The sequence below is a fragment of the Ideonella azotifigens genome (genome assembly GCF_021043325.1).
In the GTDB taxonomy this organism is placed as follows: domain Bacteria; phylum Pseudomonadota; class Gammaproteobacteria; order Burkholderiales; family Burkholderiaceae_C; genus Ideonella; species Ideonella azotifigens.
The window spans coordinates 319,093-342,681 of sequence record NZ_JAJNKD010000005.1 but is presented as its reverse complement, the minus strand read 5'-3'; the positions used below and the strand labels follow the sequence as shown (position 1 = coordinate 342,681).

21 protein-coding genes are annotated in these 23,589 nt (G+C 67.4%); 7 read left to right on the top strand and 14 right to left on the bottom strand.

Annotated elements, in window-relative coordinates:
* Positions 1 to 79 precede the first annotated feature (79 nt).
* From LRH25_RS14235 to LRH25_RS14215, 5 genes are all read right to left on the bottom strand, one after another.
* Entirely contained in the window at positions 80 to 934 is an 855-nt protein-coding gene (locus tag LRH25_RS14235; RefSeq protein ID WP_141286350.1) for an SMP-30/gluconolactonase/LRE family protein, read from the bottom strand.
* Positions 935 to 940: 6 nt separating this feature from the next.
* Complete coding sequence (locus LRH25_RS14230; protein WP_141286348.1) at positions 941 to 1,684, bottom strand: SDR family oxidoreductase; 744 nt, start codon at positions 1,682 to 1,684, stop codon at positions 941 to 943.
* Between the two features lie 97 nt (positions 1,685 to 1,781).
* Entirely contained in the window at positions 1,782 to 3,215 is a 1,434-nt protein-coding gene (locus LRH25_RS14225; RefSeq protein WP_141286346.1) for an aldehyde dehydrogenase family protein, read from the bottom strand.
* 66 nt (positions 3,216 to 3,281) lie between these two features.
* Complete coding sequence (locus LRH25_RS14220) at positions 3,282 to 4,130, bottom strand: sugar phosphate isomerase/epimerase family protein (protein WP_141286344.1); 849 nt, start codon at positions 4,128 to 4,130, stop codon at positions 3,282 to 3,284.
* 72 nt (positions 4,131 to 4,202) lie between these two features.
* Complete coding sequence (locus LRH25_RS14215) at positions 4,203 to 5,492, bottom strand: CaiB/BaiF CoA transferase family protein (protein ID WP_141286342.1); 1,290 nt, start codon at positions 5,490 to 5,492, stop codon at positions 4,203 to 4,205.
* A gap of 161 nt (positions 5,493 to 5,653) precedes the next feature.
* Between LRH25_RS14215 and LRH25_RS14210 the strand changes: the two genes are divergently transcribed.
* Positions 5,654 to 6,586 carry a LysR substrate-binding domain-containing protein gene (locus LRH25_RS14210; RefSeq protein ID WP_141286340.1) on the top strand — a complete coding sequence of 311 codons (933 nt, stop codon included), beginning with the start codon at positions 5,654 to 5,656 and terminating at the stop codon, positions 6,584 to 6,586.
* Between the two features lie 57 nt (positions 6,587 to 6,643).
* On the opposite strand, the gene LRH25_RS14205 is transcribed toward LRH25_RS14210, so the two are convergent.
* The 6 genes from LRH25_RS14205 to LRH25_RS14180 all read right to left on the bottom strand — a co-directional run bounded on the left by LRH25_RS14205 (position 6,644) and on the right by LRH25_RS14180 (position 14,715).
* Complete coding sequence (locus LRH25_RS14205) at positions 6,644 to 8,077, bottom strand: MmgE/PrpD family protein (RefSeq protein WP_231011401.1); 1,434 nt, start codon at positions 8,075 to 8,077, stop codon at positions 6,644 to 6,646.
* Positions 8,061 to 9,299: an ABC transporter permease gene (locus LRH25_RS14200; protein ID WP_211361319.1), complete on the bottom strand. Its 1,239-nt coding sequence runs from the start codon at positions 9,297 to 9,299 to the stop codon at positions 8,061 to 8,063. Before LRH25_RS14200 ends, LRH25_RS14205 begins: the two co-directional genes overlap by 17 nt.
* On the bottom strand, positions 9,290 to 10,861 hold the full coding sequence (locus tag LRH25_RS14195) for a sugar ABC transporter ATP-binding protein (RefSeq protein WP_141286336.1): 1,572 nt from the start codon (positions 10,859 to 10,861) through the stop codon (positions 9,290 to 9,292). The genes LRH25_RS14200 and LRH25_RS14195 overlap by 10 nt, the downstream gene beginning before the upstream one ends.
* A gap of 39 nt (positions 10,862 to 10,900) precedes the next feature.
* Complete coding sequence (locus tag LRH25_RS14190; protein ID WP_141286335.1) at positions 10,901 to 11,869, bottom strand: sugar ABC transporter substrate-binding protein; 969 nt, start codon at positions 11,867 to 11,869, stop codon at positions 10,901 to 10,903.
* Between the two features lie 285 nt (positions 11,870 to 12,154).
* The gene (locus LRH25_RS14185) at positions 12,155 to 12,934 is read right to left on the bottom strand and encodes a glucose 1-dehydrogenase (RefSeq protein WP_231011399.1); all 780 of its coding nucleotides are present in this window, start codon (positions 12,932 to 12,934) and stop codon (positions 12,155 to 12,157) included.
* Between the two features lie 155 nt (positions 12,935 to 13,089).
* Positions 13,090 to 14,715: a GMC family oxidoreductase gene (locus tag LRH25_RS14180; protein ID WP_141291174.1), complete on the bottom strand. Its 1,626-nt coding sequence runs from the start codon at positions 14,713 to 14,715 to the stop codon at positions 13,090 to 13,092.
* A gap of 71 nt (positions 14,716 to 14,786) precedes the next feature.
* Here LRH25_RS14180 and LRH25_RS14175 point away from each other — a divergent pair, with 71 nt between their 5' ends.
* The 6 genes from LRH25_RS14175 (at position 14,787) to tcuB (ending at position 21,300) form a co-directional block, all read left to right on the top strand.
* Positions 14,787 to 15,725, top strand: coding sequence for a LysR family transcriptional regulator (locus tag LRH25_RS14175; RefSeq protein ID WP_231011397.1), 939 nt, complete (start codon positions 14,787 to 14,789; stop codon positions 15,723 to 15,725).
* Positions 15,726 to 15,869: 144 nt separating this feature from the next.
* Complete coding sequence (locus tag LRH25_RS14170; RefSeq protein ID WP_141291823.1) at positions 15,870 to 16,778, top strand: NAD(P)-dependent oxidoreductase; 909 nt, start codon at positions 15,870 to 15,872, stop codon at positions 16,776 to 16,778.
* A 10-nt stretch (positions 16,779 to 16,788) separates the two neighbouring features.
* Positions 16,789 to 17,664 (top strand): NAD(P)-binding domain-containing protein, encoded by an 876-nt coding sequence (locus LRH25_RS14165; protein ID WP_231011396.1) that lies wholly within the window; start codon positions 16,789 to 16,791, stop codon positions 17,662 to 17,664.
* Positions 17,665 to 17,730: 66 nt separating this feature from the next.
* Positions 17,731 to 18,666, top strand: coding sequence for a LysR substrate-binding domain-containing protein (locus LRH25_RS14160; RefSeq protein ID WP_231011395.1), 936 nt, complete (start codon positions 17,731 to 17,733; stop codon positions 18,664 to 18,666).
* Positions 18,667 to 18,737: 71 nt separating this feature from the next.
* On the top strand, positions 18,738 to 20,141 hold the full coding sequence (gene tcuA, locus LRH25_RS14155) for an FAD-dependent tricarballylate dehydrogenase TcuA (protein WP_141284431.1): 1,404 nt from the start codon (positions 18,738 to 18,740) through the stop codon (positions 20,139 to 20,141).
* Entirely contained in the window at positions 20,128 to 21,300 is a 1,173-nt protein-coding gene (gene tcuB, locus LRH25_RS14150; RefSeq protein ID WP_141284381.1) for a tricarballylate utilization 4Fe-4S protein TcuB, read from the top strand. The genes tcuA and tcuB overlap by 14 nt, the downstream gene beginning before the upstream one ends.
* Positions 21,301 to 21,452: 152 nt before the next feature.
* Here the strand turns inward: tcuB and LRH25_RS14145 are convergent, their stop codons facing one another.
* The 3 genes from LRH25_RS14145 to LRH25_RS14135 all read right to left on the bottom strand — a co-directional run bounded on the left by LRH25_RS14145 (position 21,453) and on the right by LRH25_RS14135 (position 23,493).
* Positions 21,453 to 22,070 carry a LysR substrate-binding domain-containing protein gene (locus LRH25_RS14145; protein ID WP_259372415.1) on the bottom strand — a complete coding sequence of 206 codons (618 nt, stop codon included), beginning with the start codon at positions 22,068 to 22,070 and terminating at the stop codon, positions 21,453 to 21,455.
* A gap of 226 nt (positions 22,071 to 22,296) precedes the next feature.
* Complete coding sequence (locus LRH25_RS14140) at positions 22,297 to 22,500, bottom strand: hypothetical protein (RefSeq protein WP_141284385.1); 204 nt, start codon at positions 22,498 to 22,500, stop codon at positions 22,297 to 22,299.
* A 96-nt stretch (positions 22,501 to 22,596) separates the two neighbouring features.
* On the bottom strand, positions 22,597 to 23,493 hold the full coding sequence (locus tag LRH25_RS14135; RefSeq protein WP_141284387.1) for a LysR family transcriptional regulator: 897 nt from the start codon (positions 23,491 to 23,493) through the stop codon (positions 22,597 to 22,599).
* Positions 23,494 to 23,589 lie beyond the last annotated feature (96 nt).

The following is a 23,589-nucleotide window of genomic DNA, read 5'->3' as shown; positions in this document are numbered from 1 at the left end:
ATTGTATTCAGCCGGTTCCACCAGCCGGCATGGATGCCGCTCAGCAGTCCCGGGGGCGTTGGCGGAGCGCAGGCCAGCATCATGCTCGGACAGGGTCCGTCCCCGGCACAGCCACCGGCAGCGCGAAGACTGCGCCGTGGCGCCGGCCGGCGACCAGCTCCTCGATGGAGCCGCGATAGACGGTGCAGAAGAGTTGCCGGCCGCCCTCCCCGCCCAGCGTGCACGACACGCCGCGGCCTTCGAAGGCGATGATGTCGGTGACGACACCGCCTTCGAGCACCCGCAGGAACTCACCGGTATTGAAGCAGCCCACCCAGATGGCGCCTTCGGCATCGCCGCAGAGGCCGTCGGGATGCCGCTCGCCGAGATCGGCGAACACCCGCCGGTGGCCGAGGTGACCGTCGGCGTCGATGTCGAATGCGGTCAATCGACCCGCCCAGGTCTCGGCCACCACCAGCGTCGTGCCATCGTTGATGATGGCAGCGCCGTTGGGGAACTCGAGCCCGCTGGCAGCCACGCTGACGGTGCCGTCCCGCTCGATCCGGTGCAGGTCTGTCAGCGCCCGCGGCTCGCCGGCGTCGTAGTCATAGCCGAAGTTGCCGACATAGATCCGCCCGTAACGGTCGACGACGAAATCGTTCACGTCGCCAGTGGCAAGGTTCGACAGGTCGGCATGTTCGACCAGCGTCTCGCCGTCTATCCGCATCAGCTTGCGGTTCTTCGATGACACGACGATGGGCGTGCCATCCGGCAGGAAGCCGAGCCCCGACGGGCGGTGCGGCACGTGGCAGACCTTGCGGCGTCCACCCTGCATGTCCAGTGCATAGACCGAATGGTCGAAGACGTCCGACACCCAGAGCCGGCCGTCCTGCCAGTGCGGCGCCTCGAGAAAGATGAAGTCTTCGGCGAAAAGCTCCGGGCGATGGTCGGCCATGACGGACTACCAGCCGCCGTCGATCTGGATGTTCTGGCCGGTGATCAGGTCCGCCTGCGAGGACGAGAGGAACACGGACAGGTTGGCGATGTCGACCGCCTCGATGCGGCGCTTCAGGCTCTGGTTCTCCAGGATCCAGTTGTGGTACTGCTCGCGCGTATCGGCCCGATCACGGAACTCCGCTTCCGACAGCACGGCGCCCGGCGAGATGCCGTTCACCGTGATGCCGTGCGCACCGAGCTCGCGCGCCAGGCCCTTGACCAAGCCGAACATCGCGCCTTTCGAGGCGATGTAGGGCACGTACCCTTCCCATCGGCCGGTGAGCGTCAAGGAGGTCACGTTGATGATCTTGCCCTGCTTGCGCTCCTTCATCGTCTTGCAGCAGGCCCGGGCCAACACGAAGACGGCCGACGAGTTGATGCGCACCTGGTCTTCGTACTCCTCGATGCTGAACTGCTCGAAGGGCTTCATGATGACCAGCGCGGCGTTGTTCACCAGGATGTCGATGCCGCCCACTTCGTTGGCGAGCTGGCTCACCGCGCTTTCGGTGGCGGCAAGCTGGTTCAGGTCACAGCCGAAGAAGCGCACGTTCGGCGCCGCCTCGTCCAGGATACCCTGTGCATTGGGGGCGCCGGGCCGGTCGAGCGCGATCACGCTGGCGCCCTCCTGGGCATAGCGCGTGACCATCGCGCGGCCAATGGTGCCGAGGGCACCGGTGATCAGAACTTTCTTTCCGTCCAGTTGCGGCATGCTTGTCTACTCCGGTTGTTGATGAATTGTGTGTTGATGTCGGGACGCTCGGCAGCGCCGGGTGGGGCCTGCTCGCGCACATGCAGGCGCCCCGCTGTCAGGCGCCGAGCGACGGCGCGAAGCCGATCATGGCCTTGACCTCAAGGTACTCCTCCAGGCCGAAGACGCCCATCTCGCGCCCGTTGCCGGAGCGCTTGTAGCCGCCCATCGGGGCTTCGGTGTTGCTGGGTGCGCCGTTCAGGAAAATGCGCCCGGCGCGCATGCGCGCACCGATGTCCTTGCCGCGCGCCGAGTCGCGCGTGAAGATGTAGCCGCCGAGTCCGTACTCGGTGCCGTTGGCGATGGCGATGGCATCGGCCTCGTCCCGGTAGGACATCACGGCGAGCACCGGGCCGAAGATCTCCTCCTGGGCGATGGTCATCTGCGACGTCACGTCGGCAAAGACGGTTGGCCGGACGTAGTAGCCGTGCAGGAGGCCCTCGGGCCGGCCCAGACCGCCGCTGACCAGCCGCGCGCCCTCATCGATGCCAACCTGGATGTAGTGCTGCACCCGCTCGAACTGCGCCCGGTTCACCACCGGCCCGACGAGCGTGGCGGGGTCCTGTGGGTCGCCCACACGGACCTTCACCACTTCGTCCGCCAGCAGGCGCACAACCTCGTCGACCTGCGCCTCCTGGACCAGGATGCGGGTGGGCGCATGGCAGGACTGGCCGCTGTTGGTAAAGGCCCGCGTGACGTTCCAGCGCACCGCGGCCGTCAGATCGGCATCGGGCAGGATGATGTTGGCCGACTTGCCGCCAAGCTCCTGCGAAACGCGCTTGACCGTGCCCGCCGCGGCTTCGGCCACCAGGATGCCCGCGCGCGTCGAACCGGTGAACGAGACGAAGTCGATGTCGGGGTGCTTGCAGATGGCCTGGCCCACGGTGGGGCCGTCTCCGATCACCAGATTGACCACCCCCTTCGGCACGCCCGCCTCGTGCAGGATCTCCGTCATCAGGATGGCCGTGACCGGCGTGAACTCGCTCGGCTTCACGATCACCGTGCAGCCGGCTGCAAGCGCCGCCGACACCTTGGTGGCCAGCAGTTGCGCCGGCCAGTTCCACGCCGTGATCAGGCCGCACACGCCGATAGGCTCGCGGCGCACGATGTTGTCGCCCAGCCTCGTCTCGAACTCGTAGGCCCGCAAGGTCTTGATGGCCTGACGGAAGGCGTCTATCGCGGCACCGGTGCGCTGCTTCAGGCACACCGGCGCGCCCAGTTCGCGGGTGATGGCCGCGGCCACGTCCGCTTCGCGTTCGGTGAACCGCGCCACGATGCGCTCCAGCAGCGCGATGCGCTCGTCGCGGGTGGTCTGGCTGAAGTCCCAGAAGGCGCGCCGCGCGGCGACGACCGCCAGGTCCACGTCCTGCGCACTGGCCAGTGCCACGGTGGCGAAGACTTCTTCGCTGGCCGGATTGATGAGTTCGAAGGTCCGCGCAGAGCGCGGCTCCACCCATTGGCCGTCGATAAAGCACTTGTCGTAATGTTTCACTGCATTCTCCGCAACGGTGGATTCAGATCTGTTTGGCGAGACCGCGGTCGGTCGATGAATGCGGCGTCATCGCGCCGCGGCAACTGCAGGGGCCCAGCCCATGCCCTGAAGCGCCAGCACACTGCGCTCGATGGCGGCATCGGGCTCCGGGTCGATGATCTCCAGTACCGGCGGGCAGCGGAAGCCAATCGCCTCGAGCGTGGCCGGCACAGGGCGGAAGTCGACAGTGCCCAGCCCGACCGCATCGTGACGGTAGACGCTTCGGCCGGTATCGGACAGGTGGACCACCCGCAGCCGCCGGGCGCAGAGCCGAAGCGCCTCGCAGAGATCCTCGCCGACGAAATGGCCGTTGGCGAGGTCGTAGACGATGCCAACCCGGTCGTCGGCGAACTGGTCGACGGCTTCGAGCAGACCGGCCATGTGCGGCAGGAAGGCGAATGGCATGTTCTCGACGTGGACGGCGGTCCCGAGGTCGGCAGCCAGGGGAACCAGCTGCGCCAGCGCCTGGTGAAAATGACCGACCAGCGCGTCACGCGGCATGGCCAGCAGCGGGTTCGCCTTGCCTGGGCCGATGACCACCCCTTCCGCCCCCAGGTCGCCCGCGAGCACCACCACTGACTGCAGAACGGCCAGGGTCGACCTCCGCATCTCTTCGGTGGCCGCAGCGACGTTGAGATCGATGTTCGGCATGTTCAGCGTGGTGATGCGCAGGCCATTGGTCTCGACGAAGGCGCGCAGCTCGCGGCGGGCGGCAGCATCGGCGTGGGCCGGCCAGAGATGGCCCGGGTACATCATCAGCTCGAAGGCCCTGAAGCCACGCCGCGCCAGGCGTTCGAGACAGTCACGAACGCTCGACCCCAGCGTGTAGGAGTAAGTATTGACCGCAAAGGCGGCCGGGCGAAGTGTCGATGACATGGGATGAAGTGAAAGCAAGAGGACTCGCGCCGAAACCGTGGAGGTGGCGCAGCGCGGAGCTCGCGGAGCGGCTCAGTCGCGGGAGGTTGCGACGTCGCTCTTGGCCGCGTTGGAAGACTTGGGTCTATCCCGTGCCACGCCGAAGGCGCCGGCCCCATCCAGCCGGGCAATGTCAGACGCACCGAGGCCCAGATGTTCCTTCAGCACACTGTCGCGATGTTCACCCAGGCGCGGCACCCGCAGTGCCTTGCGCGGCTTCTCGAGCCAGGCTGTATTGGCAGGCAGGGTGAAGGTGCCGCCATGGCCATCGTCGACCTCCCAGAGCGAGCCTCGCTCGCGAAGATAGTCGTTCAGGATCACTTCCTTCATGCCCAGGATGGAGGCCACTGGCACGTCGGCCTCTACCAGCTTGGCGGTGATCTCGGCGCGGGTGTGCGCACGGGTGAATTCCTCGGCAACGGCATGCACCTCGCGCTGGCGCTTCGCGCGCTCCACATAGGTCGCATAACGCGGATCGGTGCCGAGCTCCGGGCGGCCCATGGCCACGCAAAAGCGCGCCCAGAAGTCATCGCGGTTGACGCCAAGGCTGACGGCGCCATCCGACGCCGGGAACGCGCCATAGGGAATGCCATGGAAGTTGTTCGAGCCGGTAAAGCTTGACGCGACTTCGTCGTCGACCTGAGCGCGCCCCATGGCGACCGAGACCATCGGCAGCATGCACTCGACCAGGCCGAGGTCGATCAACTTGCCGACGCCGAAACGCTCCTGGTTGCGCAGCGCGAGGATGACGGCCGCGTGAGCCGACACCGATGCAGTGATGTCTCCCAACGCGAAACCGCACCAGACCGGATTGCCGGAATGATCTCGGGTGAGGCCGGTGGCACCGGACATGGCCTCTGCCACGATCGCCAGTCCGGCACGGTCAGCGTAATCGCCTGAATTGTCCAGCCCGAAGCCCGAGATGCAGGCGATGACCAATCGTGGAAATCGCTCGTGCAGGGTCTTGGGATGCAGGCCAAGGCGCGCCAGCGCTGCCGCACGCATGTTGGTGACGAACACGTCCGCGGTTTCGAGCAGGCTCAGCATCAGCTCTTTGCCGTGCTCGTTCTTCAGGTCGAGCACCAGACTCTGTTTGCCCCGATTGAGCGAAGCGTAGTACGCCGTGACGTCGCCGGTTTCGGTGCGGCGCGCGGGCAGACGGTGCCGCGTCAGGTCGCCGCTGGGAGGCTCGACCTTGATGACCGTGGCACCTTCGTCAGCGAGCATCTGACAGCAGTAAGGGCCGGCAATCAGGTGGGCCAGCTCGACCACCTTGACGCCCTCGAGCGGCAATGGCTCCGCACTGCTGTTGCTGTTCGACATGGTTCCGCCCGTTCAATTTCGACAGCTCCATTCTCAAGAGCGCACCCAGTCGAGTCGAGTCGCATTTATTGGCGGGTCCGGTAAGTTGAACTAACCCAGGGTATGCGAGACGTCATCGGCAACATGCGCCGGGCCAGGTGCGGATAGACTCCCGCGGACTCATGGAACTCCGTCACCTGCGCTATTTCATCGCCGCCGCCGAAGAAGAACATTTCGGCCGCGCATCGGACCGCTTGCATGTCACGCGGCCTGCGGTCTCGCAGATCATCGCGGACCTCGAAGACGAGATCGGGACGCCGTTGTTCGAGCGTCTGGCGCACCGGGTCCGCCTGACCGAAGCCGGCAAGACGCTGCTGCCACAGGTCCAGGCGCTGCTGAACCAGCTGGGCCAGGCGGTGCTGGCGACCCAACGCGTGGGCCAGGGCAAGAGCGGCACCCTGAGCATCGGTTACGGCTCGCTGACGCTGCTCAACTCGCTGTTCCGGGCGGCCATCAAGCAGTACAAGGAAGCCTATCCCGATGTGACGCTGTCGCTGCACGAGATATCCACCACCGACCAGTTCCGCGCGCTCGCCGACGGCAAGCTGGATGCTGGCTTCATGCATTTCGGGCCCGGACGGGTCAAGGTGCGCAAAGGGCCTGGCTCGAACCTGATGAGCCAGGACGAGACCGTGCTCGACTGGTTCCACATCCAGACCGGATCGCTGGGTGTCGCCCTGCCGACCGACCATCGCCTGGCCCAGCGAAAGTCGGTCACGCTGAGCGACTTGGCCGGTGAGCGTTTCGTGGTGGTGCCGCAATCCGTCAGCAGCCCCGGCTACGGCCCGCTCTACACGCTGTGCCAGGAGGCCGGTTTCGAGCCGGACGTGGTGCAAGAGGTCAAGACCATCTCGACCCAGCTGAACCTGATCTCGGTCGGCATCGGCATCGGCCTGGCGGTCACGGGCCGGAACTTCATCTACCCCAACGGCATCACGGTGGTGCCGCTGCAGGATGTCTCGCACGCCACCAGCTTCGTGCTCGCGTGGGTCAAGGACAAGATGGATCCCGCGCTCGAACGCTTGCTGGACATCGTCAAGCTCCTGGCGAAGTGACCGTTGGTCGCTGCCGCCGCCGCGAGGCGGCAGCGCGGCCGCCGTGACCTGGCCGATTCAGGCCAGCGTCCTGAAAAGTTCGCTGACGTCCTCAAGGTGCTCGAAGTCGCGGGCGAGCTGCAATGCCCGCTCGACCCGCTCGGCCGCGACGGGCACCGTCGCCGCGCCTGCGCAGTCGCGGAACTTCTCCGCCAGGTCGTCCCATGTCATCGGCGCTTCGGCGCTGCCCGGCACCTTGTCGCCCACGCGCACGAGATGCCGTCCATCCCGGGTCACGATCTCCACCCGCCCGTCCGGCAGGGTGGTGTTCCAGTCAAAGCGGCTGTCGTCAACCGGCAGCACCTTGGCGGCAGCGGCCAGCACCTGTGGGTCCTTCAAGGTCGCGGCACTGAAGTCGGAGACCTTGACGCGGCCGCGCGCCAGCGCCAGGCCGACGCAGAACGGCAGGCTGAATTTCGCGTCGACCAGGGTGGCCGGCGCGCGTCGTTGCTCCAGCGGCGACGACATGATCTTCTGGAAGTCGCCCACCGAGACGAGGACCTGCTCGATGTCGTCATTGGCCAGTCGATGCTCTTTCATCAGGACCAGCGTCGCGTGCAGGTAGGTGTGCACATTGCCGACCGCCGGCCAGGCCTTGTAGAGCGTGCCGGCGCCCAGGTAGTCGGTGCCCAGACCGTGCAGCATGGCAGCCCGGTCGTAGTGCCCGCCATAGTAGGTATTGAAGATGCCGGCCCGGCCCTCGAACAGCGTATCGATGCCGGTGATGCCGCGCTGCGCCAGCAGCGCGCCAAGCACGGCGCCCTGCGCTGTGAAGCCCGCGTACATGCCGCGCAGATCGCTCCCTGTGCCGAAGATGAGCTCCATGGTGCCGCTGGACTGCATGCTGGCGATGCCCAGTGCATGGGCGGTCTGCCGCGCGTCCAGGCCGAGCACATGCGAGGCGGCCACAGCGGCCGAGAAAATGCCCACCGAGGTCGACAGGTTCCAGTCCTTTCGCCAGCCCACGTTGCAACGCAGCCGCGCGAACAAGTCTTGGCCGACCGCCACCGCAGCCAACATCTTTCGGCCGGAGACACCACCGATGCGCTCGGCCACCGCGAAGGCGGCCGGCACGATGGAGCTCGCGGCATGAGCCCCCCAGGGCGTCTGGTCATCGAAGTCGAGGCAATGCGCCATCGCACCGTTGGCCAACGCAGCCAGAGGTGCAGGCAGGCGATCACCGAAGCCCAGGACCGTGCTCTCCCGGCGGCCGCCACATTCGGTGACCACGTCGACGAAGTTCCGCACCGCGGGCTCCAGGCCGCTCGCGGCGAGCGTGACGCCAACCGTGTCGAGCACGCTATTGCGCGCCGACTCGACGGCGGCAGCAGGCAGGTCCTCAAAACGGGTGCCGGCACTCGCCCTTGCAAAGTCGTGGCAGATGTCTTGGGTCATGGGGAGAGATGGAGGTTGCGAGGCTCTGCGGCCGACCAGATCAGTGTGCGCGGGCACGACCGTGGCCGCCCACCGTGTAGATCGCTGCGGCGATGACGATCACCGTGCCCTCGATCAGCCCCTGGTAGTTGGCCCCGAGGTTCAGCATGTTGAAGCCGTTGGTCAGGGTGAACAGGAGCATCGCTCCTGCGAGCGTCTTGACCACGCTGCCCGCGCCGCCGAACAGCGAGGTGCCGCCCAGGATCGCCGAGGCGATGACCGTCAGCTCGGCACCCTGCAGCGCGGCCGGGTTGATGGACCGCAGGCGGCTGCCGAACATCACGCCGGCGAAGCCTGCCGCGGCGCTGCACAGGATGAACGCCGCCATCCGGTAACGCGACACGTTGATGCCGGACAGGCGTGCCGCCTCGGGGTTGCCGCCCACGGCATACAGTTTGCGGCCGACGGTGGTGAAGGTGAGCACGAACCACACCAGCGAGGCGAAGATCAGCATGTAGATCACGGCCTTGGAGACGGACAGCTCCGATCCGCCCACCGCACCCACTGCGATCGCGCAGACCCCGCCCATCAGCATGCCGAGCGACGCGGGCGACAAGCCCCGGCCCTCGCGCCGCCTGCGCAGCGCCGCCGCGGCACCGGCGAATAACAGCACGGCGCCGATGCAGATCAGCGGCAGGCCGATCGCCACGCGGCCCGACTCGAAGGCGCGCATCGAGGCGATCACCTCGGGGCTCTCGACCGACAGGGAGCGGCCGTCGGTGTAGATCAGCACGATGCCGCGGATCGCCGTCAGCGTGCCGAGGGTGACGATGAAGGCATTGATGCCGACGTACTGCACGATGGCACCGTTGAGCAACCCTGCCAGTACGGCCACCAGCATTGCGGCACCGACCGCTGGCCAGAAGCCGATGGAGTCGGCCAAGCCGATCAGCACCGCGGCTGAAAGCGCTGCGACGGAAGCGACCGAAAGATCGAAATTGCCAGTGATCAGGATCACCGTCATTGCGATCGCCATCACGGCTGTCAGCGATGACTGATGCATCACGTTGGTGATGTTCTGCATGCTGAGGTAGCTGACCCGCCCTGTGTAGGCGCTCGCCACCGCCAGCACCAGCACCAGGATCAGCAGGGCGTAATAGACGCCCATCTCGCGCAGACCGAACACCCGTCGCCACTGCGTAGGCAGGGCCTGATGGACCGGCGCAGCCTCGCGCGGCGGCGCAACGGGCCGCGCTGTCGGATCGGAAGCGTGTGAGAGGTGGGAATTCGTCAGTGCCATGGCCGCTCAGTCTGTGTCAGTTGCGCGCCACCGGTGGGCGCAAGGCTCGGCTGGGCGCTCTGCCCGCCCGCCAGAAGGATGAGCTCGTGCTCGGAGGTGTCCTCGAGCGCCCGCTCCGCCACGCAGCGGCCGTCCCGCATCACCAGGATCCGGTCGCTCACCGCGAGCAGCTCCTCGAATTCGGACGAGACGATGAGCACTGTCATGCCTGCGGCGGACAGCTCGCGCACAAGCCGGAGGATGTCGGTCTTCGCGCCAATGTCGATGCCCGCTGTCGGTTCGTCGAGAAGGAATACCCGGATGTCGCTGAAGAGCCATTTGGCGATGGTCACCTTCTGCGCATTGCCGCCGCTCAGCTCGGTCACCAACGCTTCGGGCGAAGGCGCCTTGATCTTCAGCTTGCGGATCGCCTCGGCGCCGCGCGCCACCTCATGGCGGCGCACCGGCAGCCAGCGGCGCCAGGAGACGCCGGCCAGAGCCGGCAGCGTGGTGTTGCGCCAGATCTCGAACTGCGGCACCAGGCCCTGGCGCGCGCGGTCCTCCGGCACCAGACCGATGCCCGCCTTCACCGCCGCCATGGTCGATCGGCCGACCGCGCGGCCCGCGACGGCGACGGTACCGGTGGCGTCGGGATCCGCGCCGAAGATGGCGTGCAGCAGCTCGCTGCGGCCCGAACCCAGCAGTCCCGCAATGCCGAGCACCTCGCCGGCCTTCAGCGTCAGCGAGATCGGCTGGAGCTTGCCCGGCGAAGCGAGCGAGCGCAATTCGAGCGCTACCGGTGCGTCCGGCCTGCGCGTCCTTGCGGAGGTTCGTTCCAGTGTCACCAGTTGCCGACCGACGATGGCCTCGGCGATGCGGGTTTCGTCCATGTCGCAGGTCTGCGCTCGCATGACGGCCTGGCCATCGCGCAGGATGGTGAGGCAATCGGTCAGGGCCACCACTTCATCGAGAAAGTGCGAGACGAACAGGATGGCCTTGTTCTCGACCCGGCTCAGGCGCCGCACGGTCTGGTAGACCACCTCGCGCTCGTCATTGGCCAGCGAGGCAGTGGGTTCGTCCAGCACGATCAGGTCGGCCCCGGTGCCCAGGGCCTGGAAGATCGAGACCATCTGGCGCTGCCCGATGGCGAGCTCGCCCACGAGACGGTCCGGGTCGAGCCGGTAACCGACTCGGTCGCAGAGCTCGTCGAAGCGCGAGCGATAGGCCGCATGACGGCGCCAGCGGCCTTCGTCGCCCAGGAAAACGTTCTCCAGCACCGACAGCGTCGGCACCAGGGGCACGTGCTGGTGGACGGTCGCCACGCCCATCGCGCTCGCTTCACGCGGCGACGACCATTGAACCGGCTCACCCTTCCACAGGATCTTGCCGCCGGACGCCGGGAAGGCCCCCGACAGGATCTTGATGAGCGTGGATTTGCCAGCGCCGTTGGCTCCCAGCAGGCCGTGCACCATGCCGGGCTCGATCACCAGGTCGACACCGCGCAAGGCCACCACGGCCCCGTTCAGGAAGGCCTTGCTGAGTCCCTGCAGCTGCATCAGCGGGACATGCTGTGTCACCGGCATCGAACCCGCTCCTCGACGGTCAAGTGCTGCACCTCGGGATCACCACTCGGCCGGGCACGCGGCCAGGTTGTCCTTGGTGATCGCCGGCGTGTCGTACGAGATGTATTGGGCCTTCTTGGTGTTCTTGCCGGTCGCCGCGTCGTAGAGCGCCTTGGCCGCCAGCCGGCCGATCGTGGCGGGCTTGGTGCAGACCGAGCCGTCAATCTCGCCATTCTTGATGGCGTCATTGCCGAGCTTCGAGCCGCCGCCGGTCGAGACCAGCTTCACATTCGAGTTTGCGGCCCGGATCGCGCGCGAGCAGCCGAGGGCCATGTCGTCGGCGTGGCTGAAGAACAGATCGAGGTCGGGGTTCGCCGTCAGGATGTTCTGGCAGACCGCCTCGCCCTTGGCCGGCGTCCAGTCGGTCGGCTGCGAAGCCACGATCTGGAATTTCACGCCCGCCGCAGTCAGTGCCTTCTTGAAGCCTTCGGTGCGCTGCCGAACCACCGCGAAGCCGGGGGCACCCTCGATGATGCCGATCTTTACCGTGCGGCCCTTGGGCAGGAACTTCACGGCCAACTCGCCCGCACGCTCGCCGGCGACCACATCGTCGGTGATGACGAGCGCCGTGAGCTTGGAGTACACCTGCTTCACCGGTACCTTGTCGGTGTCACCGATCTGCGCGGCAGAGGCAACGAAATTGATCTTGGCATCCGTCGCCCGGTCCACCCATCCCAGGGCCACCACCGAGTCGGTGGCGATGATGGTGATGCCATCCACCTTCTGCGCGATCAGGTCCTCGATGGCATTGCCCTGGCGCTCGACGCTGGCCCGCGCGTCGATCACGACGGTCTTGCAGCCCAGCTCCTTGCAAGCCTCCTGGAACCCCTTGCCCAGCGCCGCGTCGTACGGGAACTGCATGCTGTTGGCCACATAGCCCAGCGTGATGTCCTTGGCGCCTGCCGCGCCTGCCACGAGCGCCAATGCAGCGGCGCCAATGGCCACCCCTAGCGTCTTGATCTCTTTCATGCCTGTCTCCAATTTGAATAGTTAAGTTTTACGTTGGCTGTCTCTTGCCGCACTCCGCCTGCCAACCACGCCGGAGCGGCCCATGCCAGTCATGCCCATCCACGGGCCGGCACGCCCTCTTCTCGAGTGCCCGGCTCTGCGGCAACCGCCCCGCTGGCAGACCGCCGTCCCAATCGACTGGGAGTCACTGGGGTCGGCGGATTATTTGCGCCGCCTCTGGTCAGGTCGAGTCGGTTTTTCTGGTGTCGAAGGTAAGCGCGCCTGAAGCACGCCGAGGGTTCGACCTCAGATGCCGGCGGTCTGTCCACCGTCCACCACCATGGCGTGACCGGTCACGAAAGCCGCCTCGTCGGAGCACAGCCAGAGCACCGTTGCTGCAATCTCTTCGGCCTTGCCCATGCGGCCGATCGGCTCCTGCGCGATCACCCTGGCGCGGCCCTCCGGCGTGCCCTGGGTGTAGCGCTCGATCATCTCGGTGTCGATGATGCCGGGGCACACCGCATTGATCCGGACCTTGGACTTGGCATATTCCAGGGCAGCCACCTTGCTGATGCTGGTGACGCCGAACTTGGACGCGCAATACGACGATTGCCCCTGGATGGCGAGCACGCCGGCTCCTGACGACGTGTTGACGATCGCGCCGCCGCCGCCCTGGACCATCAGCGGAATCTGGTACTTCATGCAGACGAAGACGCTGCGCAGGTTCACCCGGATGATGCGGTCCCAGACCTCTTCGCTGAGGTCGGCCAGTGAGGTGGCCGGCTGTTCGATGCCGGCGTTGTTGAAGGCGAAGTCGAGCCGGCCGAAAGTCCGCATCGCCTCGTCGAGCGCCCCGCGCACGGCGTCCCCGTTCGACACGTCGCAGCTGGCGGCCAATGCGCGAGCGCCAAGTTGCTCAACGAGCCGCGCGGTCTCGCGGTTCGCCGGCTCGGCGATGTCCACCACGACCACGCTGGCCCCCTCGCGCGCGAAGGCCAGCGCCGTCGCCCGGCCGATGCCGCTGCCGGCGCCGGTCACGAAGGCCACCTTGCCGGCGTAGCGTGGCTGATGTGCAAGATCGATCATCTGATGCTCCTTGAGTGTGGGCAACGGCGGCGGCGCGGCTCGCCCCTGCCAAACGGAAATTGTGGTTGCCGGGCCGACGCCTGACTGGTCGCTTTTACTGCCGCCGACGGTCAGCAAATGCGACGCTCGGCGCCGCGGTGCCGGCGCGGGCACCGTCAGGCCGCCTGGCGCGGGCAGTGGGCCACGGCGTCGTGAAGGATCATGTCCGCGCCCTTCTCGGCAATCATCATCGTGGGCGCATTGGTGTTGCCGGAGGTCACGTGCGGCATGATCGACGCGTCAACCACGCGCAGCCGCTCGACGCCCCGCACCCGCAGCCGCTCGTCGACCACGCCCAACGGGTCTGAGCCCATCTTGCAGGTGCCGGATGGATGCATCGCGGAGTTGCCGTGCTGTCGCAGGTAGTCGAGCAACGCGGCGTCGCTCTGCACTTCGCTCCCGGGCAGGATCTCCGCCACGACCCGCGATGCGAGCGGCTCGGTGGCCAGGATGCGCCGGATCTGCCGCAGGCCGGAGATCACCGCGTCGATGTCGCCCTGGTGCGTCAGAAACTCCGGCTGCAGCAGCGGCGGCTGCAAGGGGTCCAGCGAGCGCAGGCGGACGGTGCCGCTCACCGCAGGGCGCAGCCGGTAGACGGACGCGGCGATCGAGGGTTCGCGGTCTACCTCGACCAGGCCGTTGCCGTGGTAGGTGAAGGACATCGGCCTGAAGCTGATCTGCAGGTCGGCATGGTCCTCTTCGGGCCTGCTCTTGACGAACGCCGCCACCTGTGAAGACCCGAGGGCGAGATAGCCGGAGCGCGTCAACAGGTAGCGCAGGCCGGTCCAGTATTTCCGCGCGCCGGTGATCTCGTGGTTGTAGGAACTGTCCCGCGTCGACCGGTAGCTGGTGTGCACGTAGAAGTGATCCTGCAGGTTGCCGCCCACGCCTGGCGACAGCGCGACCGGCGAAATGCCGAAGCGCTGCAGTTCCTCGCCAGGCCCGATGCCGGAGAGCATCAGCAACTGCGGCGAGTTCACCGCTCCGGCCGACACGATCACCTCCCGCGTCGCCTGCAGGACGCGGGTTTCGCCGCCGGAGATCACCGAGACGCCGGTCGCCATTCGTCCGTCGAAGACGATCCGTTGCACCATGCAGCCGGTCCGCACCACCAGATTGGGACGCTGGGCCACCGGTTCCACATAGGCCATCCAGGCCGAGTGGCGCCGGCCGTGCTTGATGTTGTGCTGCATGAAGCCGACGCCATCGTGCAGGGCGCCGTTCATGTCGTCGGTGCGCGGGATGCCGTGGCGCTCGGCCGCGGCCACGAAGTCGGCGGACGCAGGGTGGCGGATCACCGGATCGCTGATCCAAAGCGGCCCGTCCTGGCCGCGGTAGGCGTCGCCACCACGCTCGAAGTGCTCCATGCGCTTGAAGTACGGCAGCACGTCGTCGAAGCCCCAGCCAGGGTTGCCGAGAGCACGCCAGGTATCGAAATCCTGGCGGTGGCCGCGGATGTAGACCATGCCGTTGATCGCGCTCGAGCCGCCGAGCCCCTTGCCGCGCGGCCAGTACATCCGGCGGTTCAGCATTTCGGGCATCGGTTCGGTGAAGTAGTTCCAGTTCAGCTTGTCGTGGAAATAGAGCTTGGCCATGCCCGCCGGTGTGCGGACCCAAAATTTGTCTGCCGGCGGGCCGGCTTCTAGCAGCAACACCCGGATCGCGGGATTGTCCGAGAGTCGCCGGGCCAGCACGCAGCCTGCCGAGCCGGCGCCGATGATGATGTAGTCGAAGGTCTCCATGCGGCGGATTCTCTGGATCGGTGTCCTGACTTGCCAATGAATAGAATCGATGCGTCCATCAGCAATCGCACATGTCCGATCTTCTCGAGACCATTCCCTGGGCCCGCCGGTTGAAGATCCGGCACCTGGAAGTGTTCCTCGCACTCGACGAAACCGGCAGCATGACCGCTGCCGCCGGGCAACTCCACATGACTCAGCCAGCGCTGTCGCACTGGCTGGCCGACCTGGAAGAGGCCATCGGTCAGCCCTTGTTCGTGCGCGGACGCCGGCTTTCGCTGACGCCGGATGGCGAGGTGCTGCGCGCGCATGCCTCGCGCATGCTGGGCGACGTGCGCCGAACGCACGCCGATTTCCTGGCCCTCCACGCCGGGCTGCAGGGGCGGCTGCGAGTGGGCACCGGTCTGCCGCGGGTCTTGTTGCCGCGCGCCATCGCACGGCTGCAGCAGAAACAGCCCGGCATCTTCGTGTCGGTGGTCGAAGCATCGTTGTCGGAACTGCTGGAACAGCTGGCGCGGCGAGAGATCGACCTCATCATCGGCGCGCTCAGCGCCCAGGCCCTGGCCTCGGGCTTTGCCACCGCGCCGCTGCGCGCCGACAGCCTGCAGGTCGTGGCACGCAGCGGCCATGCATTGCTCGGCCCGGCCGGCGCCAGCTGGGCGTCGATGGACCGCCATCCCTGGCTGCTGCCGCCTGCCGGCTCGGTCATGCGGGCAGCGTTCGACGAAGCTTTCGCGATGCAGAAGCAGCGGCCGCCGGTACCTTGTGTCGAAGCCGGGTCGTCGATCCGGGTGCAACTGCTGCTGGAGGAGCGCGACTACCTCACCATCCTCAGCGCTGCGGAGCTGCAGCTCTATCGGCCGCTCGGGCTGATCCAGCGCGTGCCACTGAGCCCGGCGATCCCCTCGCCGGACATCGGCGCGATCTGGGAGCCGGCGCTCGGCAGCCGCCTGGTCGGGCACTTCGTGGAGGCGCTGCGCAGCGAGTCGCTCGACCTGGGCGGTGCCCACTGACCCGGCGGGGGCGCACAGCGTCAGCGGCACTTACCGTCGCCGCCAAAAGAACCGACTCGACCCGCGTCGACACGGCCGCGACAATTTGGCCGTCGTGTCGTCCGGCGGTCTTCGCGGGCGACACCGGCTTTCCAGGAGCATCGAATGCAAGTCGGGTATATCGGTCTGGGCGCGATGGGCGGCGCCCTCGCGCGTCATCTGGTGGACAAACACAGCTTGAGCGTCCTCGACCTCAACCCTGCCGTGGTCGCCACCTTCGAGCAGCTGGGCGCGCGCGCAGCGCCGTCGGCCAAGGCGTTGGCAAAGGGCTGCGAGGTGGTGCTGCTGTGCCTGCCACGCAGCGTTGACGTGGAGCGGGTACTGTTCGGGCCGGACGGGCTGGCAGAGGGCCTGTCGCCGGGTGCGATCGTGGTCGACCAGACCAGCGGCGTGCCGGGCGAGACACGCCGCTTCGCCAGCCGCCTGGCCGAGCAGGGCGTGGACCTGATCGATGCGCCGGTGTCGGGTGCCATGGCCACGGCCATCGCCGGCACGGTATCCATCATCGCCTCAGGCCCCGAGCCGGTGTACGCCAAGGTGCTGCCGATCCTGAAAGCCATCAGCCCGAACGTCTTCTATTGCGGCGGACGGGTCGGCAACGGCCAGACCATGAAGGCGGTCAACAACATGATGAACGCCGGCTGCCGCCTGGCTACGCTGGAGGCGGTGGCCATGGGCCGCAAGTTCGGCCTGCCGCTGGAGGCCATGACCGAGGCGCTGAACCACACCACCGGGCGCAACTTCACCACGCAGGGCATGCTGGTGGCGATCGCCGAAGGCCGGCAATCGACCAAGTTCGGTCTGGGGCTGCAGGTCAAGGACGTCAACCAGGCGCTGTCGATGGGCATGGCCCAGGGCGTGCCGATGCCGGTCTCGGACATCGTTCGCGGCCTGCTGCAGATCGGCCTGAACACGCTGGGCGAGCAGGCCCAGCTCGAAGACATGATCCGGGTCGTCGAATCGATGGCCAACGCACGCTTCACCGGCGCCCCCCTGGCATCTTCCGCTCATTGAGGCTCAGAACATGAACGTAGGCATTGTGGGCAGCAGCCCGTTGGCAGCCGTGGTGGCACGCCGCCTCTCGAAGGCATTCCGTGTTCACGTGCTGGCGCCGGAGTGGCCGACCGAGCACCTTCAGCGCGAGATCGTGCCGGTGCAGGATCTGGCCGCCTTGTCGCAGCAGTGCCGCGTGCTGCTGGTCTGCGCCGCTTCGGCCGCGCTGCACGACGCCGCGGGCTTCGGTGCCCGGCTGCCGAGCGGCACGACGGTGGTCGACCTGAACTCTGGCGATCCGGCCGACGCCCAGGCCCTGGCGGCAGAGCTTCAGCAGCGCGGCATCGGCTTCATCGACGCCCCGCTGCACTGCGAATCGCACGCGGCCCTGCCGGAGGCATCGGCCATCACCTGCGGCGGCCCGGCGGGCGCAGTGGCGGCGGTGCGTCCGCTGCTGGAAGCCATTTGCCCAAAGGTGATCGACTTCGGCGATGCCGGCAACGGCCGGGCTGCGGCGCTGGTGGTGGCCACGGTCGCCGCGGCCAACCGCTTGGTGACTTACGAAACCGCGGCGATGGGCTTTTGCAACGGCTTGTCGGTCGAAGACATGGGCACGGTGCTGACGCGATGCTCCGGCAACAACAGCGGCACGGTGCGGCTGCTGCCGGCCATCGCCGCCGGCCGCACCACGGCGGACGTGCCCTTGCGCAGCGTGGTCGCGGACCTCACGTTGGCATCGCAGCTGGCCGCAAAGGTCGGTGCGCCGATGATGATCGGCAACCTGGTTCGCAGCCTGCTGCAGGCCGAGTCGAACCGGCTCGGCTCGGCGGCGGGGCTGGACGACACCTTCAGCCGGTTCCACGACGCCACCCGCCAGAGCGCCGACAGGGCCCAGGCTGTAGCGTAGGCGCTGGCCGCGGGCTCGCGCGGGACCGCCGAAGCCAGCCGCCATCCGACACTTGCAAGGACGCCGTTGGAACTCCGTCAACTGCGCTACTTCGTCAGCGTGATCGAGCTCGGCAGCCTCGGCCTCGCGGCCAAGGAGCTGGGCGTGGTGACGTCCGCACTGAGCCAGCAACTGAGCCGGCTCGAGAGCGAACTGAGCACGCGGCTGTTGCACCGCTCGGCCGCCGGCACCCGCGCCACCGACGCGGGCATGGCCTTCTACAAGCAGGCCCAGCTGACCCTGCGGCATGCCGACGACGCGGTGCGCGCGGCCCAGCAGGCGCGGCTGTCGGGCCATGTGAGCCTGGGCCTGGCGTCGTCTACCGCGGCGATGCTCGCCATGCCGCTGATCACCGCGATGCGCGAGCGTTACCCCGACGTGCGCCTGCGACTGGTGGAAAGCCTGTCCGGCAACCTGACGGCGATGTTGAACGCACGCCAGCTCGACATGGCCGTGCTGTTCGACCCCGGTTCTGCACAGCGCTGGACGCTGCTGCCGCTGCTCGAGGAACGGCTGTTCTTCATCGGCTCAGCGGAGCTGCCGGGCCTGCAGGCGCTGCACGGCCGGGCGCGCCTCGCCGTGGCGGACATCGCCGGCCTGCCGCTGGTGCTGCCGAGCCGGCCGCACGGACTGCGAGCGGCCGTCGACAGCGCCTTCGCGCGCGCGCGCTGCGAGCCCCGGGTGGTGCTGGAAGTCGACGGCTTGGCGGTGCTGATGGACGCCGTGCGCGCAGGGATCGCCGCCACGGTGCAGCCGGGCGCCGCGACGGCGCGGTTGCCGCAGGACGCCCTGGTGCGGATCGAGATCGCCGACGACCAGGCCAGGCGCCTGAACACCCTGGCCAGCCTCGGCGACGACGAGCTGTCGCCCGCGGCGCTGGCCACCCGCATCGTCCTGCGCGACGTGGCGGCGGCGACAATCTCGGCGGGCCTCTGGCCCGGCGCCACCCTTCACGCTTCGTGAAGACCCATTGCCACCGCTCCCTCTAGCCGTGCCTCGGCGCCCTTCCTAGACTGCCGCTCATGACTGAAGCCATGTTCGACGTGTTGGTGATCGGGGGCGGCAATGCGGCTCTGTGCGCAGCGCTGATGGCGCGCGAGGCCGGCGCCTCGGTGCTGCTGCTCGAGGCCTCTCCGCGCGAATGGCGCGGCGGCAATTCGCAGCACACCCGCAACCTGCGCTGCATGCACGACGCACCGCAGGACGTGCTGGCCGACGCCTACCCGGAGGAGGAGTACTGGCAGGACCTGCTCAAGGTGACCGGCGGCGCCACCGACGAGGCACTGGCTCGCCTGGTGATTCGGGCCTCGTCCACCTGCCGGCCCTGGATGCGGCAGCACGGCGTGCGCTTCCAGCCGTCCTTGTCCGGTGCGCTGCACACGGCGCGCACCAACGCCTTTTTCATGGGCGGCGGCAAGGCGCTTGTCAACGCCTACTACCGCAGCGCGGAACGGCTGGGCGTGGAAGTGCGCTACGACACGCCGGTCGATCGCCTCGAGCTGCGTGACGGCAGATTCTCGGCAGCGTACTCGGGCACCCGGCGCTTCAGCGCGCGCAGCTGCGTGCTCGCCGCCGGCGGCTTCGAATCCAACCGCGAATGGCTTCGCGAAGCCTGGGGCATGAACGAGCGCGGCGAACACCCGGCCGACAACTTCCTGATCCGCGGCACCCGCTTCAACACCGGCACCCTGCTGCGCTTCATGATCGATGCCGGTGCCGACACCATCGGTGACGCGACGCAAGCGCACATGGTCGCCATCGACGCCCGTGCGCCGCTCTACGACGGCGGCATCTGCACCCGCATCGACTGCGTCTCGCTCGGGTTGGTGGTGAACCGCGACGCCGAACGCTTCTACGACGAGGGCGAGGACTTCTGGCCCAAGCGCTATGCCATCTGGGGCCGGCTGGTCGCGCAGCAGCCGGGCCAGGTCGCGTTCTCGATCATCGATGCCAAGGCACAGGGTCGATTCATGCCGCCGGTGTTCCCCGGCACCCGGGCCCAGACCCTGCCCGAACTTGCACAGGCGCTCGGGCTCGACGTGGCCGCCTTCATGCAGACGCTCGACGCCTACAACGCGGCCTGCCAGCCCGGGACCTTCGACCACACCGCGCTGGACGACTGCCACACCGTGGGCCTCGCGCCCCCCAAAACCCACTGGGCCCGGCGCATCGACACCCCGCCCTACCACGCCTATGCCTTGCGCCCCGGCGTGACCTTCACCTACCTCGGCTTGAAGGTCGACGAAACCGCCGCGGTGCGTTTCGGCGGCCGCGCCAGTCCCAACCTCTTCGTCGCCGGCGAGATGATGGCCGGCAATGTCCTGGGCAAGGGCTACACCGCCGGCGTCGGCATGAGCATCGGCACGGCCTTCGGCCGCATCGCCGGCACCCGCGCTGCGCAGTCAGCCCTTCAGGAGAACGTCCGTGCAGCAGCTTGAAACCTTGGTGCGCGAGGCCTCCGAGCTCGCCAACGGCCACCGCGTCATTCCGCTGCAGGTCCTCACCGACAACGAGACCGAGGTCGCGCGCGTCCTGCAGATCTGCAATGCCTGCCGCTATTGCGAGGGCTTCTGCGGCGTGTTCCCGGCGATGACGCGGCGGCTGGAATTCGGCAAGAACGACGTCAACTTCCTGGCCAACCTGTGCCACAACTGCGGTGCCTGCCTGCATGCCTGCCAATACGCGCCGCCACACGAGTTCGGCGTCAACGTTCCGCAGGCCATGACGAAGGTCCGGCTGGACACGTACTCCCAGTACGCCTGGCCACCCGCCCTGGGAGGGCTCTATCGGCGCAACGGCCTGACGCTGTCGCTGGCGATGACCGCGGGGCTGGCCTTGTTCCTGATGCTCACCGTGGCCTCGACCGGCAGCCTGTGGGGCGCCGTGGACAGCAACTTCTACGGCATCTTCCCGCACAACACGCTCGTCGGCCTGTTCGCACCGATCTTCCTGTTCGCGGTGCTGGCCCTCGGCATGGGCGTTCGGAAGTTCTGGCACGAGGAGTCGCCCGGGCCGACATCGGCGCCTGCGATCACGGAGTCGGTCCGCAATGCGCTGACGCTCAAGTACCTGGACGGCGGCCATGGCGACGGCTGCAACAACGAGGACGACCGCTTCACCCTCCTACGGCGGCGCTTCCATCACCTGACCTTCTACGGCTTCATGCTCTGCTTCGCCGCCACCAGCGTGGCCACGCTCTACCACTATGCGCTGAACATGCCGGCCCCCTACGGCTACACCAGCCTGCCCAAGCTGCTTGGCATCACCGGTGGGCTTGCTCTGGTGGCGGGCACCGCGGGGCTGTTCTACCTGAACCTGCGGCGCCATCCGCTGCAACAGGACGCGGCGCAGAAGCCGATGGACCGTGGCTTCATCGCGCTGCTGTTCGTCACCGGCGCGAGCGGCTTGGCGCTGATGCTTGCCAAAGGCACGGGCGCCCTGCCGCTGGCGCTGTGTATTCATCTGGGATCGGTGATGGCGCTGTTTGCCACCATGCCCTACGGCAAGTTCGCGCACGGCATTTTCCGTGCTGCCGCATTGCTCAAGTGGTCGATCGAGCGCCGCCAGCCGAGCAGGCTTCAGTTGGGCGACGACTGACCCCTGCAGCCGATAGCCGGTGTCGACCAATGCAATGTGTGACGCCAACGTCCCACCGGATGGCAGGACAGTACAGTGACCGGCGAGCAGTACCTGCCGAGCCCCGGCCGTGAAACTCCACGGCAGCTCACGGCAGTCGAAAAGCCGCGGCCTCAGAGCGATGTCAGCGGCTCGCGCAATGCCTCAATGACCACCGTCAGTGCACGCGTCGGGTTTCGCCGCCTCGAATAGCAGGCATGCAGCCCAGGGAACAACGGGCACCACTCCTGCATGACGGAGACGAGACGCCCGGCCTCGACGTGGCGCCGCGCCAGGTCGGCCGTGACGAAGACGAGGGCGTGGCCGGACAGGGCGGCCTGGAGCATCGGATAGACGCTCGTGAAAACCGTCTGGCCGGTGACTTTCGCCTCGGTCTTGCGGCCCTTGTGCTCGAGCGCCCAGCCGCAGATGCCGCCGCCGCTTGTCGGGCGCAGTGTGATGCAGTTGTGTCGCAGCAGATCCTGCGACGTGCACGGCACGCCGCGCACTGCGAGGTATCCCGGAGAAGCGACGATGACCATGGGTTGTTCAGCGGTCATGCGGACGGCGATCATGTCCCTCTCGACCTGGTTACCCCAGCGAACGCCAATGTCATAGCGATCTGCGTCGATGTCGACCATGCGGTAGTCAGCGCTGATCTCGATCTTGAGTTCGGGATACCTTTGAAGCAGTGGATCCAGGCGTGGCCACATGACGGAATTCAGCACATGGTCAATCGCTGTGATGCGGATCGTGCCGCCGACCTTGGAGCGTCGATCCGTTGTAGGAGCGGGCAGTGTATTGGGGCGGTTCTGGGCTTTGATTGATTTCTCAATCCAAGGCCACCGCCAGGCCGCCGGAGGCTCCCCCGCCCGCGACGTGTGCGCATCAACCCGTCAGAGCGGGCACTCGCCGGAATAGCGCCTGGCGTGCCTCGTTGAGTTCCTCGGCGGCCTGCAAGTCGCTCAACGCCGTGGCCTACTCGCGCAGGTGTGCCAGCGTCATGCCCTCACGCAGGCCCTGGGTCGCCTCGGGCAAGCTGGCCAGCTTGTCCAGCGGCGTCATCGCGTCCTGGGGCCTGTAGACCCGCTTGATGCGCCCCGGCTTTTTCGGGTCGGGTTTACCGGTCGAGAACAGGCATGGCCGGTGGAAGTTCAGGAACGAGTAGGCGCTGGACGGCAAGGCCGTGATCTGGATGGAGCGGGAGGCGGACGCGCAGTACCAGGTCGGCCCGCCCGCCGCGGCCGCCGATCCGCTGCCCCCTTGAGCCTCGCGCCCTCAGGCAGATTCCGGCTCCCGCAGGCCCTCGATCACCGCGGCCAGCGCGCGTGTCGGGTGGCGGCGGCTGGTGTAGTACGCATGCAGGCCGGGAAAAGACGGGCACCACTCGGCCATCACCTGCTTCAAACGGCCGGCCTGGAGGTGGGGCTGCACCATGTCGGCCGTCAGGAAGGCCAGCCCATGCCCCGACAAGGCCGCCTTCAGCATCGGGAACACACTGGTGAAGATGGTCTGCCCCGTCACCTTCGCTTCGGTGGGGCGGCCTTCGTGCGCCAGCTCCCAGGCATAGAGGCCCCCGCTGCTGGCCAGCCGCAGCGTGATGCAGTTGTGGCGCAGCAGGTCCTGCGGCGTGCGCGGCAGGCCACGCTCGGCCAGGTAGCCGGGCGAGCCGACGATGGCCATCGGCTGGTCGGCCGTCATGCGCACGGCGATCATGTCCTTCTCGACCTGGTCTCCCCAGCGGATGCCGATGTCGTAGCGCTCGGCCACGATGTCGATCATGCGGTACTCGCTGTCGATCTCGATATTGAGGTCCGGGTAGCGGTGCAACAGCCCTTCGAGCCTCGGCCACACCACGGAATCGACCACATGGTCGATGGCGGTGATGCGGATGGTGCCCGCCACCTTCTCGCCAAGCTCGCTCACGGAGGCCAGTGCGGCTTCGATCTCCGCCAGCCGTGGCGCGATGGAGCGCATGAGCCGCTCGCCGGCCTCGGTCATGCCGACGCTGCGCGTGGTGCGCGTCAGCAATCGCACCCCCAGCCGGGCTTCCAGAGCCCGCACGGAGTGGCTGAGCGCGGACTGCGACACCCCCCGCTTCGCGGCGGCGCGGGTGAAGCTGCGTTCGCTCGCCACGGCGAGGAAGTTGGTGATGTCATTAATGTGATCCAGCATGGTAGGCGAGGTTCTGGCTTGTCATTGGCCTGCCCGAATGGTGGCATGCGCATTCATGAATCACAACTCATAGGCGCATGCCGTTTGGCATGCGCC

Bases quoted from the DNA above. Each gene is read 5' to 3' on its own strand.
- LRH25_RS14235 (WP_141286350.1), bottom strand. From the start codon at position 934: ATGGCCGACCATCGCCCGGAGCTTTTCGCCGAAGACTTCATCTTTCTC.
- LRH25_RS14230 (WP_141286348.1), bottom strand. From the start codon at position 1,684: ATGCCGCAACTGGACGGAAAGAAAGTTCTGATCACCGGTGCCCTCGGC.
- LRH25_RS14220 (WP_141286344.1), bottom strand. From the start codon at position 4,130: ATGTCATCGACACTTCGCCCGGCCGCCTTTGCGGTCAATACTTACTCC.
- LRH25_RS14215 (WP_141286342.1), bottom strand. From the start codon at position 5,492: ATGTCGAACAGCAACAGCAGTGCGGAGCCATTGCCGCTCGAGGGCGTC.
- LRH25_RS14210 (WP_141286340.1), top strand. From the start codon at position 5,654: ATGGAACTCCGTCACCTGCGCTATTTCATCGCCGCCGCCGAAGAAGAA.
- LRH25_RS14200 (WP_211361319.1), bottom strand. From the start codon at position 9,299: ATGGCACTGACGAATTCCCACCTCTCACACGCTTCCGATCCGACAGCG.
- LRH25_RS14195 (WP_141286336.1), bottom strand. From the start codon at position 10,861: ATGCCGGTGACACAGCATGTCCCGCTGATGCAGCTGCAGGGACTCAGC.
- LRH25_RS14190 (WP_141286335.1), bottom strand. From the start codon at position 11,869: ATGAAAGAGATCAAGACGCTAGGGGTGGCCATTGGCGCCGCTGCATTG.
- LRH25_RS14185 (WP_231011399.1), bottom strand. From the start codon at position 12,934: ATGATCGATCTTGCACATCAGCCACGCTACGCCGGCAAGGTGGCCTTC.
- LRH25_RS14180 (WP_141291174.1), bottom strand. From the start codon at position 14,715: ATGGAGACCTTCGACTACATCATCATCGGCGCCGGCTCGGCAGGCTGC.
- LRH25_RS14175 (WP_231011397.1), top strand. From the start codon at position 14,787: ATGTCCGATCTTCTCGAGACCATTCCCTGGGCCCGCCGGTTGAAGATC.
- LRH25_RS14170 (WP_141291823.1), top strand. From the start codon at position 15,870: ATGCAAGTCGGGTATATCGGTCTGGGCGCGATGGGCGGCGCCCTCGCG.
- LRH25_RS14165 (WP_231011396.1), top strand. From the start codon at position 16,789: ATGAACGTAGGCATTGTGGGCAGCAGCCCGTTGGCAGCCGTGGTGGCA.
- tcuA (WP_141284431.1), top strand. From the start codon at position 18,738: ATGTTCGACGTGTTGGTGATCGGGGGCGGCAATGCGGCTCTGTGCGCA.
- LRH25_RS14135 (WP_141284387.1), bottom strand. From the start codon at position 23,493: ATGCTGGATCACATTAATGACATCACCAACTTCCTCGCCGTGGCGAGC.